At 71.6% G+C, this 14,078-nt stretch carries 11 protein-coding genes; 4 read left to right on the plus strand and 7 right to left on the minus strand.

Translation table 11 applies throughout. From position 1 onward, the window contains the following. Positions 1-130: 130 nt before the first annotated feature. From AB0K80_RS06675 to AB0K80_RS06685, 3 genes are all read right to left on the minus strand, one after another. Positions 131-1,177 carry a BMP family ABC transporter substrate-binding protein gene (locus AB0K80_RS06675; RefSeq protein WP_365666490.1) on the minus strand — a complete coding sequence of 349 codons (1,047 nt, stop codon included), beginning with the start codon at positions 1,175-1,177 and terminating at the stop codon, positions 131-133. A gap of 660 nt (positions 1,178-1,837) precedes the next feature. Beyond that, complete coding sequence (locus AB0K80_RS06680; protein ID WP_365666492.1) at positions 1,838-2,884, minus strand: BMP family ABC transporter substrate-binding protein; 1,047 nt, start codon at positions 2,882-2,884, stop codon at positions 1,838-1,840. 277 nt (positions 2,885-3,161) lie between these two features. Further along, positions 3,162-4,394: a M20 family metallopeptidase gene (locus AB0K80_RS06685; protein WP_365666624.1), complete on the minus strand. Its 1,233-nt coding sequence runs from the start codon at positions 4,392-4,394 to the stop codon at positions 3,162-3,164. Positions 4,395-4,723: 329 nt separating this feature from the next. On the opposite strand from AB0K80_RS06685, the gene AB0K80_RS06690 reads away from it, so the two are divergent. Beyond that, positions 4,724-5,386 (plus strand): class I SAM-dependent methyltransferase, encoded by a 663-nt coding sequence (locus AB0K80_RS06690; protein ID WP_365666494.1) that lies wholly within the window; start codon positions 4,724-4,726, stop codon positions 5,384-5,386. Positions 5,387-5,470: 84 nt separating this feature from the next. On the opposite strand, the gene AB0K80_RS06695 is transcribed toward AB0K80_RS06690, so the two are convergent. Genes AB0K80_RS06695 through AB0K80_RS06710 form a run of 4 tightly spaced genes read right to left on the minus strand, consistent with a single transcriptional unit; the run spans position 5,471 to position 10,212 of the window. Then, complete coding sequence (locus tag AB0K80_RS06695; RefSeq protein ID WP_365666496.1) at positions 5,471-6,568, minus strand: hypothetical protein; 1,098 nt, start codon at positions 6,566-6,568, stop codon at positions 5,471-5,473. A gap of 47 nt (positions 6,569-6,615) precedes the next feature. Continuing rightward, positions 6,616-7,554 carry an N-acetylneuraminate synthase family protein gene (locus tag AB0K80_RS06700; RefSeq protein WP_365666498.1) on the minus strand — a complete coding sequence of 313 codons (939 nt, stop codon included), beginning with the start codon at positions 7,552-7,554 and terminating at the stop codon, positions 6,616-6,618. A 13-nt stretch (positions 7,555-7,567) separates the two neighbouring features. Then, positions 7,568-8,833: an N-acylneuraminate cytidylyltransferase gene (locus tag AB0K80_RS06705; RefSeq protein ID WP_365666500.1), complete on the minus strand. Its 1,266-nt coding sequence runs from the start codon at positions 8,831-8,833 to the stop codon at positions 7,568-7,570. A gap of 38 nt (positions 8,834-8,871) precedes the next feature. Continuing rightward, positions 8,872-10,212: a DUF6716 putative glycosyltransferase gene (locus AB0K80_RS06710; RefSeq protein ID WP_365666502.1), complete on the minus strand. Its 1,341-nt coding sequence runs from the start codon at positions 10,210-10,212 to the stop codon at positions 8,872-8,874. Positions 10,213-10,410: 198 nt separating this feature from the next. Here AB0K80_RS06710 and AB0K80_RS06715 point away from each other — a divergent pair, with 198 nt between their 5' ends. The 3 genes from AB0K80_RS06715 (at position 10,411) to AB0K80_RS06725 (ending at position 14,075) form a co-directional block, all read left to right on the plus strand. Next, positions 10,411-11,391, plus strand: a complete 981-nt coding sequence (locus tag AB0K80_RS06715; RefSeq protein WP_365666504.1) for a glycosyltransferase family 2 protein — start codon at positions 10,411-10,413, stop codon at positions 11,389-11,391. Beyond that, complete coding sequence (locus AB0K80_RS06720) at positions 11,388-12,722, plus strand: polysialyltransferase family glycosyltransferase (RefSeq protein WP_365666506.1); 1,335 nt, start codon at positions 11,388-11,390, stop codon at positions 12,720-12,722. Before AB0K80_RS06715 ends, AB0K80_RS06720 begins: the two co-directional genes overlap by 4 nt. Before the next feature lie 249 nt (positions 12,723-12,971). Beyond that, the gene (locus AB0K80_RS06725) at positions 12,972-14,075 is read left to right on the plus strand and encodes an acyltransferase (RefSeq protein WP_365666627.1); all 1,104 of its coding nucleotides are present in this window, start codon (positions 12,972-12,974) and stop codon (positions 14,073-14,075) included. The last annotated feature ends 3 nt before the right edge of the window (positions 14,076-14,078 follow it).

The following is a 14,078-nucleotide window of genomic DNA, read 5'->3' on the forward strand; positions in this document are numbered from 1 at the left end:
GCGCGTAGCGCCCCTACGGCATACAAAGGGGACGACGCACCGCGACAACGGGGTACGGGGAGCAGCTCCCCGTACCCCGTCGAGCGGGCGCAACCCCACGGTTACACGGTGCTCAGGGTGGAGCTGTGGGTCAGCTGCTCTTGACCTTGATCTCGCCGCTGATGATCTTCTCCTTGGCCGTCTCGATGGCTTTCTGGAGCTCGGCGTTGGCCGCGAACTTCGGGTTGGAGTTCGACAGGCTCACCTCGCCCGTCTTCAGATCGCCCCTGACGATACCGGTCTCGGGCTTGCCGTCCTTCACCGACTTCGCCAGGTTGTACACCGCCTTGGCGACGCCCTTCATCGCCGAGGTGAGGATCGAGTCCTTGTACTTGGCGAGCGCTTCCTGCTTGTACTGGTCGGAGTCCACACCGATGGCCCACACCTTGTGCGTGGCGGCGGCCTCGATCACGCCCTGACCGGACAGACCGGCGGCCGCGTAGACGACGTCGGCCTTCTTCTCGATCTGGCCCTCGGCAGCCGTCTTGCCCTTGTCGGGGCTGGAGAAACCGCCCTCCTCGGCCGTCTGGGTCAGGTACTGCGAGAGGACCTTGACCTTGGGGTCGGTGTCCTTGACGCCCTGCTCGAAACCGGCCTGGAACTTGTGGATCAGCGGAATGTCCACGCCGCCCACGAAACCGACCACGTTCGTCTTGGTGCTCTTGGCGGCGGCGACACCGGCCAGGTAGGACACCTGTTCCTCGGAGAAGACCAGGTCGGCGACGTTCTTGGCGTTGATGGTGGCGTCGTCCACGATGCCGAAGGTGGTCTTCGGGAACTTCGCGGCCGCGGCCTTCACCGCCGGGGCGTAGGAGTAGCCGATGCCGATGATCGGGTTGTAGCCCTGGCGGGCCAGGGACTCCAGGCGCTGCTGCTTGTCGGCGTCGGTCTCGCCCTCGGTGGGCTCGATGTCGGCGGTCTTGTAGCCGAACTCCTTCTGCGCCTGCTCCAGACCCGCGAACGCGGCGTCGTTGAAGGACTGGTCGCCCTTTCCGCCGACGTCGTACGCGATGGCGAGACCCTTGTCGCCCTTCGAGTCCGACGACCCGGAGGTCGACGTGCCGCCGCAGGCGGTGAGAGCGAGGGCCAGGGAGGCGGTCGCTGCGCCTGCGACCGTGATCCGGGAAATCCGGCGCATGTGTGGTGCTCCTGAGTCGGTTACGAGCGGGTCCGGAAAGGTGCGGTCGCGTTCCCGCGCCCGCCGCGGCAGCGGCTGGTGTCACAGCCGGTGCGTGCTCTCGGCGTGCTGGACGAAGGCCCTCGTAGCCGAGCTGCTCGGGCCCTTGACCGGTGCGGTGACAGTGCGTGCCGGGCGGCGTGGGGACGTGCCCGTACTTCTCCGGGGTCGCGCAGCGCCGCAGGCTTCAGCATCGGCGCTGGCTTCGCCGCAGATTAACGCGCGTAGACCTGCCTGAAAACCCCTTCTGTCCACCTTGTTATCCGCCCGTGGCCAAGGCATCACGAGTCCTTGGCCGGGGCGTTGCCGAGTGCGAACGGGGGGTGGCGGTGGGTGATGTCGGGGCCTCGAGGGCCGCGCGCCGCCCGGGGCTCCGAACCGCAGGCTTGGCCCCCGCTCGGCGGCAGCATGCGCGGGACAGCGCCCCGGTCCCCCGCGCAGGAGCACCCACCCAGGCCCGGCCGGCACCACGGGCTCGCCCCCCACCCGCTGGCAGAGAGCGGGTGACGTCCATGACGGCACGGCAGCGCCGCGGACAGCGCGGAAGCGGGCGGCCCTGGTAGGGGCCGCCCGCTTCCGGGTGTCGGGGTGGTGCGTCCCGGGCGTGGCCGGGTGAGGCGACTACTCGGTCTTCACCTTGATGGAGCCGTCGACGATGCTCTGCTTGGCCTTGTCCACGGCCGCCTTCAGGCCGGAGATCTTGGCGTACTCCGGGTTGCTCTCGGCGAGGCCGACGCCGTTGACCTTCAGGTCGAAGGTCTGGACGCCGCTGAGGGGCTTGTCGTCGTGGACCGACTTGGCCAGCGCGTAGACCGCGCCGCCGACGTCCTTCAGGGCCGAGGTGAGGATGGAGTTCTTGTACTTGGCGAGGGCGGCCTGCTTGTACTGGTCGGAGTCGACGCCGATCGCCCAGACCTTGGCCTTGGCGGCGGCCTCGATCACGCCCTGGCCGGACAGACCGGCGGCCGCGTAGAGGACGTCGGCCTTCTTCTCGATCTGGCCCTCGGCGGCGGCCTTGCCCTTGTCGGGGCTGGAGAAACCGCCCTCCTCGGCCGTCTGGGTCAGGTACTGCGACAGGACCTTCACCTTGGGGTTGGTGTCCTGCACGCCCTGCTTGTAGCCGGCCTCGAACTTGTGGATCAGCGGGACGTCCACACCGCCGATGAAGCCCACCACGTCCGTCTTGGTGGCCTTGGCCGCGGCGACGCCGGCGAGGTAGGAGGCCTCCTGCTCGGCGAAGACGAGGGAGGCGACGTTCTTGCCCTCGACCACGGAGTCGACGATGCCGAAGGTGGTCTTCGGGTACTTCGCGGCCACGGCCTTCATCGCCGGGCCGTAGGCGAAGCCGATGCCGATGACGGGGTTGTAGCCCTGGCGCGCCAGGGAGGCCAGGCGCTGCTCCTTGTCGGCGTCGGTCTCGCCCTCGGTGGGCTCGACGTCGTCGGTCTTGTAGCCGAACTCGTTCTTGGCCTTCTCCAGACCGGCGAACGCCGCGTCGTTGAAGGACTGGTCGCCCTTGCCGCCGACGTCGTAGGCGATGGCGAGGCCCAGGTCCTCCTTCTTGCCGCTGCCACCGTCTTCACTGCTGGTGCCGCCACAGGCCGTCGCGGCGAGTGCGAGCGACGCGACCCCCACCGCGACGCGGGTCAGGTTGGATATCCGACGCATCTGAGGTTCCCCATTCTCCAAAGCCCCGCACGGGTGCTCGGTTCGGCGCACATTAACGCGCGTAGACCCTCCTGGGAACGGGGTTCCGCGGGGCCGTTATCCATTCGTGCCGATGGCCGGTTACGTCCTTGTGAACCATGAGAGCGAAAGGTGTGTAGTCGGGGCACGGTGCGCATGCCTGATCGGCACGCGCACCACGTTGCCCCGCACCCGCTTGGGGCGCAACCGGAGGAAACCGGAAGGGTCCGGAAGAGAAGCCGGACGTGTGAGGTGCCGGCTAGCGGACGGAGTGCAGCAGGGCCGCCGCGGTGAACAGTTCCACGCCCACGGCGATCGCCGACTCGTCGACGTCGAAGTCGCCCTGGTGCAGGTCGCGCACGATCCGCTCACCGGGCGTACGCACACCGAGCCGGGCCATCGCGCCGGGCACGTGCTCCAGGTACCAGGAGAAGTCCTCGCCGCCGAGGCTCTGCTCGGTGCCCTCGACGGAGTCCGCGCCGCGCCGGGCGATCATGGCGTCGCGCAGCAGTTCGGTGACGCCGGGCTCGTTGACGACGGGCGGGACACCGCGGACGTAGTTGATCTCCGACTTGGCGCGGTGCAGGTTGGCGATCTCGTCGATCGCCGCGACGACCACGTCGGGAGCCTGCCGCCACGCCTTGAGGTCCAGGCACCGTACGGTGCCGGAGAGCTCGGCGTGCTGCGGGATGACGTTGGGGGCGTGGCCCGACTCGATCCGGCCCCAGGTCACGGCGAGCCCGCTGCGGCTGTCGAAGCGCCGGGCGACCAGGGCGGGTACGTCGGTGACGACGCGGGCGGCGGCGGTGACCAGGTCGGTCGTCAGATGGGGCCGGGCGGTGTGGCCGCCGGGGCCGTCGAGGGCGATTTCCAGCCGGTCGCAGGCGGAGGTGATGGGGCCCTCCCGCAGTCCGATCTTGCCGGCGTCCACCCGCGGGTCGCAGTGCACGGCGATGATCGCGCCGACCCCGTCCAGCGCGCCGCACTGGATGGCGTCGGCGGCACCGCCGGGCAGCACCTCCTCGGCGGGCTGGAAGATCAGCCGTACGGGGCGGGGCAGCCTGCCCTGCCGGTGCAGTTCGGCGAGGACGATGCCGGCGCCCAGGACGACGGTGGTGTGCACGTCGTGGCCGCAGGCGTGGGCGCGGTCGGGGACGGTGGACCGGTAGGGGCAGTCGGTCTTCATGTCCGGGATGGGCAGGCCGTCGATGTCGGCCCGCATGGCGAGCATGGCGGGCTCGCCGTCCGCCCGGTCACCGTCGACGCCGATGTCACAGACGAGGCCGGTCCCGACAGGAAGCACCCGCGGCTTCAGGCCGGCCCGCTCCAGGCGTTCCTTGATCGCGGCTGTCGTGCGGAACTCCTGGTTGCCGAGCTCCGGGTGCATGTGCAGGTCGCGGCGGAACGCGATGAGCTCGGCGCGCAGCGCGTCGGGAAGCGCGCCGGGAAGCACGGCTCCCTCGGGCAGTTCGACCTCGGACTCCAGTGACATCAATTGCTTCACCCTCTGAAGGGTAGGGCGCCAGGGTGGTCACCTGACCGGCGATCAACAGAATTTCAGTCCCTCAGGGGAAGAAAATCTGATCGCCTGACGCATACCAGTCGAGCGAGATGGGTAAACTCGCCCGCTTTTACGGCCGAGCAGGTGGCCGCCTCCACGGCGTGTGAGATCGGCCACACCGGGCCACCTCACCCGGTCCCCTCTCCTTCTCCACGCATACCACGCGCCGCGCGGGGAATGCTCACCGGTTCATCTGGCGGACGGTTGCCGGGGGCTTCGTCGGCGCCTCTGTTCGGGATGCTCCCGATAGGGTGCGGGCCGTGCCCACCGACCGCCCGGACTTCGTCGACGCGACCCGGACCTCGTACGACGCCATCGCCGAGGCGTACGCCGAGCGCCACCCCGACAGCCTCGCCGGCCGCCCGCTCGACTGTGCTCTGCTCACCGCCTTCGCCGAGCTGGCCGGCGGGACCGGTGCGACGGCTCCCGTCGCCGACGTCGGCAGCGGGCCCGGTCATGTGACCGCGCGGCTGCACGGCCTGGGACTGCCGGTGTTCGGGGTCGACGTCTCCCCGCGCATGGTGGACCTGGCCCGGCGGGCCCACCCCGGGCTGCGGTTCCGGGTCGGTTCGATGACGTCCCTGGACGAGCCGGACGGGACGCTCGGCGGCATCGTCGCCCTGTACTCGATCATCCACGTCCCGGACGACCGGCTGGCCGCGGTCTTCACGGCGTTCCACCGCGCCCTGCTCCCTGGCGGCCCGGTGCTGCTCGCCTTCCAGTCCGGGGAGGAGGAGGGCCGTCTCCGCCTCACCGAGCGGTTCGGACAGGCGGTCTGGCTCGACTACCACTGGCACACGCCCGAGGCCGTGGCGGGCCACCTGGCCGGGGCGGGGCTCGAATTGCGGGCCCGTGTCGTGCGGGAGCCGGACGACGACGAGGCCCGGCCGCGGGCGTTCCTGCTGGCGCGCAGGCCGCGGTGAGGTGAACGGCGGCCGGCGCCTCCCGCCCGTCGCCCGGCGGACGCCGAGGGGGCCGCGGGGCCGTACGGAAACGGCCGCTCGGCGTCAGCGGACCGCCGGCGCCGCCGCGCCCCCCGCTGCCGCCGCCGTCACCGCCGAGAGCCGGTAGACGTCCCGGGCCGTGCCGGTCACCCCGGACAGGAAGCCCTGGGCCCGGGGTGAGGCCGTCTCGGTGAGCCACCCGGGGTCGATGTCGCAGACCGCGACCCGTACGTCCGTGCCGGACAGGGCCAGGGGCAGGGTGTGGACCACCGTCGAGGGGAAACTGAGGATCGTACGGCCGATCGGGCCGCGGCGGGCGACCAGTTCCAGCGGGAGCTCGGGGCGGACGATCTCCAGGCCGGTCTCGACGGCGAGGCGGTGCAGTTTCCCGGCGCTCTCGCGGCGGTGGGCGAAGTAGCGGGTCGCGCCGTGGGCCCTGGCCAGGGCGCGGACGGCCTCCAGGTAGCGGTCGCCGTCCACCACGCCGGTCTCCACCAGGGAGGTGCCGACCATGTCGGCGCCCTTGGTGATGCGGGGCGGGCCGAAGCGGGCACGGGTCCAGGCGAAGGTGTGGGCGGACACCGTGACGCCCTCGGGCGTGTCCTGCATCGGCATGGCGGAGAAGATCTCCACCCGGCGCCGCCCGCCGGGCGTCAGGCGGCGCCGGGCCGAGGACGACACCGGCGCGAAGAGCAGGTCGCGCGGGCCCGGACGGCCGCCCTTGCGGTGCCAGCGCACCAGGCGCTCGCCCCGGGCCAGCTGGCCGACGAACTCCATCGTCGCCGTACCGTCGTCGACGACGATCAGGTCGCGGGCGCGTGTGATGGTCAGCAGCAGCTGCACATAGCGAGAGAAGGGGTCCCCTAGGACCACCCGGCGCGCGCGGCGCAGCAGGCCCGCCAGGGAGCCGATGGTGTGGAACGGCGCCGCCGGACCGCCCCGCGCCTCCTCCCAGCGGACCTCGTACCCCTCGTCGCGGGCCAGCTCGGACATGCGCCGCAGCTGGCCGCGCGTCATCGGGTCGACCGGGGAGAGCACCACGAGGGTGAGCTCCGCCCCGGGTGTGTGCGCGTGCGCCCACTCCAGCACGTTCAGCAGCTGTACCGGGCTCTCGACGAAGGCGAGAGTGTGGGGGCCGGCCTTCCCGGCGCGGGGGCTCATCGGCGTACGACCGTCCCGTCCTAAGGGGCTGTGAGGGGTGGGGTGGGTCAGACGGTCACCGGCTCGCCCGCCGCCGCGGCGATCTCCGCCTCGGCGACCACGCCGGTGACGCGGCGCAGCTTCTTCATCGGGCCGAGCTCGGACTCGTAGACCTTCTTCACGCCGTCGCCGAGGGACGCCTCGATGGTGCGGATGTCGCGCACCAGGCGCGTGAGGCCCTGCGGCTCGACGGAGGCGGCCTGGTCGGAGCCCCACATGGCGCGGTCGAGGGTGATGTGCCGCTCGACGAAGACGGCGCCGAGGGCGACGGCGGCCAGGGTGGTCTGCAGGCCGGTCTCGTGGCCGGAGTAGCCGATCGGGACGTTCGGGTACTCCTTCTCCAGCGTGTTGATCACGCGGAGGTTCAGCTCCTCGGCCTTGGCCGGGTAGGTGGAGGTGGCGTGGCAGAGCAGGATGTTCTCGCTGCCCAGGACCTCGACGGCGTGACGGATCTGCTTCGGGGTGGACATGCCGGTCGACAGGATGATCGTGCGGCCGGTGGCGCGCAGGGCGCGCAGCAGCTCGTCGTCGGTCAGGGACGCGGAGGCCACCTTGTGGGCGGGGACGTCGAACTTCTCCAGGAAGGCGACGGCCTCGGTGTCCCACGGGGAGGCGAACCAGTCGATGCCCTTCTTCTTGCAGTAGGCGTCGATCTGGCGGTACTCCTCCTCACCGAACTCCACGCGGTGGCGGTAGTCGATGTACGTCATCCGGCCCCAGGGGGTGTCGCGCTCGATGTCCCACTGGTCGCGCGGGGTGCAGATCTCCGGCGTGCGCTTCTGGAACTTGACCGCGTCGCAGCCGGCCTCGGCGGCGGCGTCGATCAGCTTGAAGGCGTTCTCAATGTCGCCGTTGTGGTTGATACCGATCTCGCCGGTGACGTAGACGGGGCGGCCGGGGCCGACCTCGCGGGTACCGAGCTGACGGATGCGGGAGTTGGTGCTCATGGCAGGAGGTTCCTTACGTGGTGAGGGGGTCGAGAGAGTCGAGCGAGGGTCCGAGAATCCAGCCGGCGATCTCCCGGATCGCGCCGTCGCCACCGGGGAGGGTGGTGACCGCGCGTGCGGCGCCGCGTACGACGTCGTGGGCGCTCGCGACCGCCACGGGCCAGCCGACGAGGGCGAAGCACGGGAGGTCGTTGACGTCGTTGCCGACGTAGAGCACGCGCTCCGGCGCGATGCCCTGCTCCTCGCACCACTGCTTCAGCGCGAGGTCTTTCCGGTCGATGCCGTGCAGCACCGGGAGCTGGAGCTTCCGGGCCCGGGCGGCGACGACCGGGTTCACTTCCGTGGACAGGATCAGCATCTTCAGGCCGCTCTTGCGCAGGGCCGCGATGCCGAGGCCGTCTCCGCGGTGCACGGAGACCAGCTCCCGTCCATCGGCGTCGATCAGCACCCGGTCGTCGGTCTGGGTGCCGTCGAAGTCCAGTACGACCGCGTCGATGTCGTCGGCGGTCGGCAGCGAACCGGGCCGGTCCGCGTCGAGGAGGGGCGCGAGGGCCCGGGCCCGCGCGAGGTCGTGCGGGTCGTCGACCTCCAGCACCCGCGCGGGGTCGGTGCGCACGAGTTCCGTACGGCCGAAGAAGCGGTGCCGGTGCGTGCGGAAGCCGGGCGCGTCCATCGCGTAGGCGGCGCCGGTCTCCAGGTAGTCCTGGGGGCGGTCCTGGCGGCGCGGGCGGAAGGACTTGTCGTGGTTGACGCCGTAGCCGCCCCCGGGGCGGGTGCCGGCCCCGGCCTCGACGGCCTCGTCGTCGGCGTCGCGCCACACGAAGCCGTGGAAGGGGGCCACGGTGAGCGCGGTGTCGGCGCCGCCCTCGACGACGGCGGCGACGACCGCGTCCACGTCCTCGCGGACCAGGAACGGGCTGGTGCACTGCACGAGCAGCACCACGTCCACGGGCGTGCCGTGCCGCGCCTCGTGGGCGTCCAGGGCGTGCAGCACGGCCGCCTCGGAGGTGGCGGTGTCGCCGGCGATGGCGGCGGGGCGCAGTACGACCTCGGCGCCGGCCTCCCGGGCGGCGGCGGCGATGGCCTGGTCGTCGGTGGAGACCACGACGTCGGTCACCAGCCGGGCCGCGCGGCACTCACGCACCGCGCGGGCCACCAGGGGCACTCCCCCGACGGACGCGAGGTTCTTCGCGGGCACCCCCTTGGAGCCGCCGCGCGCGGGGATCACCGCGAGCACCCGGCGCACCGTCGCGCCGTGGCCCGCTTGCGGGTGGGACATGGGATCTGCTCCTTGGGCGGTGAGGGGGGCGGCGGCGCTCACAGCTCGCCCATCCGCCGGATGACGGGCGCCACGCGCTGCACGCCGTGCCGGTAGGCGCCGCGCGCCGCCCGGCGCACGATCTGCCGGACCGGTCCGGGGTCCTTGTCGGCGGCCGGGGCGCCGGGCAGCGGCGTGCCGTCGGGGCCGAGGTGGTGGCGGGCGAGGATGCCGGGCAGGTAGCCGGGCGCGGTGCCGGGTGTGTAGTACGGGGTCAGCGGCGGCAGGCCGCCGGGCCGGTGCAGCAGCTTGGCGATGCGCTCGCGGGCGGCGTCGAAGGCGGTGGCGTACGAGCCTTCCCCGCCGGGGGAGCCCCCCGCCGCGACGCCCTGCCGGGAGACCCACTCCTCGTCGGGCACCGGCCGGTGCCCGGCGTCGAGCTGGTCCCAGGAGGCCAGGCAGCCGGAGCCGACGAAGTGGTGGTTGCCGAGGGCTTCCCGGATGCCGAGGTCGGTGAGGACGACGGTGGGGATACGGCGGTGCAGCGCCTCCAGCGCGGCCGTGGAGCTGACCGTGACCAGCAGGTCGGTGCGGTCGAGGACCTCGCCCATGTGCCCGTACACCAGGCGGAGGTTGGGCGGCAGGTCCCGCTTCTGCGCCAGCTTCTGGTAGGGCAGTTCCTCGATGTGCGTGGTGTGTTCGCCCGGCTTGGAGCGCAGCTTGAGCAGCACCTCGCGGCCGGGGTGCAGCCGGGCGTGCCGGACCAGCCGGTCGAGCAGGTACGTACGGTCCCTGCGGCTGTCCGGGACGGAGGGCTGGGCGGCGAACACCACGGTGTACGGGTCGTGTTCGCCTTCGTAGGGCGCGCCGCCGAGGAACGGCAGGGCGACCTCGGTGACCGCCGAGGCGTCCGCGCCCACTCCCTCGTACACGGCGCGGAAACGCTCCGCGTCCTGGCGGGAGTTGGCGAGCACCACGTCGGCGCCGTGCCGCAGCAGCAGGCCGTCGGCGAGCTTCTCGTAGACGACACCGACGTAGCCGGTGACGACGACGGGACGGTCGGTGCGGTCCTCCCAGAGCCGCTTGAGGCCGTGCAGCATCGCCTGCACCCCGCCGCCGACCAGGGCGAGGACCAGGATGTCGTACGACTCCCGCGCCATGGACCGCAGGAACTCGACGGCGGTGACCTCGCGGAGCGAGTCCGCCTGGACGCCGACTTCCTTCAGCTGGCGGGCGGTGGGGGTCGCACGGCCGCGCAGGAGATAGCCGTCCAGACGGATGTCCGTTTGTCCCGCGTTTTCCGGGGCGATGCGGTGCGCGGTGAGCGCGCCCCATTTCCAGCGGGTGTCGGAATCCGCGAGAACTGCCACTCGCAGGGCCTCAGTTGCACTTTCTGGCACGTCCCCGACGCTAGGAAGCCATTTCTAGGTTCCGCCCAACCTGAAAGCAACAAACGGTTAACAGCAGCCCGCCGGACGGCGAATCCGGCCCGGGCGCGCCCGGAAAAGCACTCGCTTCACCGCATCGTCACGCGGCGTTCACTGGTGATCAAACCGCAGGTAAAGACGCGGGCCGGGCCGCGGCCTAACGTCATCCCCGTGGTCAAGCTCTCCGTCATCGTGCCGTTCTACAACGTGCAGCAATACGCCCCCGACACCCTGAGGAGTCTGCGTGCGAACGCGCGTGACGACTTCGAGTTCATTCTCGTCGACGACTGCTCGGCCGACGGGACACCGGACCTCCTCGCGCGCGCGGAGCGCGAGCTGCCCGGCGCGGTGCTGGTCCGACACGAGCGCAACGGCGGCCTGGCGACCGCCCGCAACACCGGCATCGACCGGGCCCGCGGCGAGTACCTGACGTTCCTGGACGGCGACGACTGGCTGGCGCCGGGCTACTACCCGAAGCTTCTCGGCACGATCGAGGAGCTGGGCTGCGACTTCGTCCGGGTCGACCATGTGCAGTGCACGGCCCGCGCCCGCTCGGTGCACCGCGTCCCGCACGGTCCCCGCAACACGGTGCTCAGCCCCCGCGACGCGATCCTGCCCGCCCACCGCTCCACCTCCGTCGACTACGCCTACGCCTGGGCGGGCGTCTACCACCGCCGGCTGGTCGACCGCGGGCTGCTGCACTTCACCGACGGGCTGCGCACCGCCGAGGACCGGCCGTGGATCTGGAGACTGCACCGGGAGGCGGAGTCCTTCGCGGTGTCCGGGCTGCTCGGGGTGTTCTACCGGCGCGGGGTGGCCTCGTCGCTGACGCAGATCGGGGACGCCCGGCAGCTGGACTTCATCCGCGCCTTCGACCAGGTCGTGAAGGAGACCGCCGAGGACCCGGACGCGGTGCGGCTGCTGCCGAAGGCCGTGCGCACGTACTGCGCGATCATCTCCCACCACCTTGGATCCATCGAAAGGTTCGAGCCTCCCGTGGCCCGGAAACTGAAGCAGATGAGCGCCGCCGCGCTGCGGCGCATGCCGCAGGACGCCCTGGAGGAGGTCCTGGACTCGATGGACACCGAGCGGGCCACGCGCCTGCGCCGGCTGCGCCGCCGTCCGGTGCCCGCCACGGAGGTGGCCGCGTGACCACGCAGATCTTCCTGGCGTCGACGCTGTACGGCACCGCCACGCTCGCCGCCGCCCTGGACTCCGGCTGCTTCGACGCCGCCGACCGGCGCATCCTGCTGGTCTCCAACAACGCCACGACGCCGGAGACGTCGATCCCGGTGGACGCGATGCCGGGGTTCGACACGCTGCGCGGCCGGTTCGACGACGTGGTGTCGTGGAACGAGACCATCTTCCCCTTCCACCCGGGGGGTTGGGGGCCGCGCCCGGACGACACCCCGATGTGGGAGCGGTACGTACGGCTGGCCTGGGGCCTCGGGGACGACGACGTGGCCCTCGCCGTCGAGTCGATCCAGGTCAACCCGGCTCTCGGCGTGGCGCAGATCTTCACCGACGCGCCCGTCACGGTCTACGCCGACGGCCTGATGAGCTACGGCCCCACCCGCAACAAGATCGACCCGCTGGTCGGCACCCGCGTCGAGCGCCTGCTGCACCTGGACCTGGTACCCGGGCTCACGCCCCTGCTGCTCACCGAGTTCGGGGTGGAGCCGGAGATCGTGCCCACCGCCGCCTTCACCAAGGTGCTGGCCGAGCTCGTCGACACCGGGGACGAGCTGCCGCGGATCGAGGAGCCCGCGGTGCTGCTCGGCCAGTACCTGTCGGCGCTCGGCATCCTCTCCCCCGAGGAGGAGGAGAAGCTGCACGTGCGCATGCTGCGGGGCGCGGTGAACCTCGGCCACACCCGGGTGGTGTTCAAGCCGCACCCCTCGGCCCCGGCGCGCTGGTCGCGCGTCCTGGAGGCGGAGGCCGACAAGCTCGGCGCCGACCTCACCGTGCTGGACACGCCGGTGCTGGCGGAGGTGCTGTACCAGCGCATGCGGCCGGAGCTGGTGGTGGGCTGCTTCTCCACGGGCCTGCTCACCGCGTCCGCGCTGTACGGCCTGCCCGTCGCCCGGGTCGGCACCGAGCTGCTGCTGGAGCGGCTGACGCCGTACGAGAACAGCAACCGGGTGCCCGTCACCATCGTCGACGCGCTGCTGCCCGAGCTGACCGACCGGGCCGCCGTGCACGAGCAGCGCGCCTCGATGCAGGCCGGGGCGCTCGGTGAGCTGGTGCGGGCCGTGGGGTACGCGATGCAGCCCAAGGTGCTGCCGGAGCTGCGCGGCGAGGCCGAGCGTTACCTGGCGCGGCATCTGAATCCGCACACCCGGCGGTATTTCAAGAAGCGGCGCCTCACCTCGCTGGCGCTGCCCGGCGGGGTGCCCTCCCAGCTGTCGTTCCTGCCGCGTAACGCGACCGTACGGCGGGTCGCGCGCAAGGCGCGCAGCCTGAAGCGGGCGGTAACCCGCTGACCCTGTTCCGGGGCCGCTTCCATGCCTATTCCGGAATCGGAAACGACGTCCGGATGAACGCGCGGAAACCAGGTGGCGAATCGTTACGCCGGAATCGAATTCGGGTCCGGAACGCGGACTACCGTGCTGTCACATCCACAGGAGGGTGCTGTTCCGTCCACCGGAGAGACGGAAAAGGCAGCACGGCCCACACCACCCGCGAGGGGAAAGTCCGTGACCAGCACGACGGTTCGCCCGGCTCCCGATGTCATCGTGCGGACGCAGCCCGTACGGCCGCCGCGGCGCCAGGCGCGGCTGCGCGCCCTGGACGGGCTGCGGCTGGTCGCCGCGCTGATGGTGGCGGCGTACCACTACGGCGGGCGCGACGGCGAGGTCGCCGAGGCGTGGGGCAGCTCGCCCCGGGAGCAGTTCCCCACGCTCCACTCGTTCTTCGCCTACGGCTGCCTCGGCGTCCAGGTCTTCTTCGTGATCAGCGGGTTCGTGATCTGCATGAGCGGCTGGGGGCGGCCCCTGCGGTCGTTCTTCGCCTCCCGCGCCGCCCGCCTGCTGCCCGCCTACTGGGTGGCGGTGGTGCTGGTGACCGCGGTGTTCGCGCTGCCGGTGGTGGCCTACCAGGCGGTGTCGCCGAGCGACGCGCTGGTGAACCTGACGATGCTCCAGATGCCGCTGGGCGCCGACCGGGTGCTCGGCGTGTGCTGGACGCTGTGGGCGGAGATCCGCTTCTACGCGCTGTTCGCGCTGTGCGTGGTGCTCCCCGGGGCGAACCGGCGGCGCGTGGTCATGTTCTGCGCCTGCTGGACGCTGGGCGCGGCGCTCGCCCAGGCCGCGCACGAGCCCCTGCTCGACCTGGTCCTGATGCCCGAGTACGCCCCCTTCTTCATCGGCGGCATCGGGCTGTACCTCGTCCACCGCGACCACAGGGACGTGTACGCCTGGGGCATCGTGGCGGTGAGCTGGCTGATCGGCCAGCACTACGCGGTCAGCGCGCTGTGGCACGCGCCGGACGCGGGCGGCTTCTCCTACCGCTCCTCCCTCGGCATCGTCCTGGTCGTCACCGCCGGGTTCGTGGCGGTCGCGGCGATCGCGCTGGGCCGGCTCGACTGGGCGAACTGGCGCTGGCTGACGGTGGCGGGGGCGCTGACGTACCCGTTCTACCTGGTCCACGAGCACCTGGGCTGGGTGGTGATCCACGAGCTGCACCAGCGGCTGGGCCTGCCGTCGGCCGCGGTGTTCGTCCTGACGGCCGGCTCGATGCTGGGGCTGGCGTGGCTGCTGTACCGGTTCGTCGAGAAGCCGCTGACGCCGCTGCTGCGGTCGGCGCTGTCCAGGCCGCTGCCGGACGCCCGTCACTGATCC

This window comes from Streptomyces sp. NPDC052682 (genome assembly GCF_040678435.1).
GTDB lineage: Bacteria > Actinomycetota > Actinomycetes > Streptomycetales > Streptomycetaceae > Streptomyces.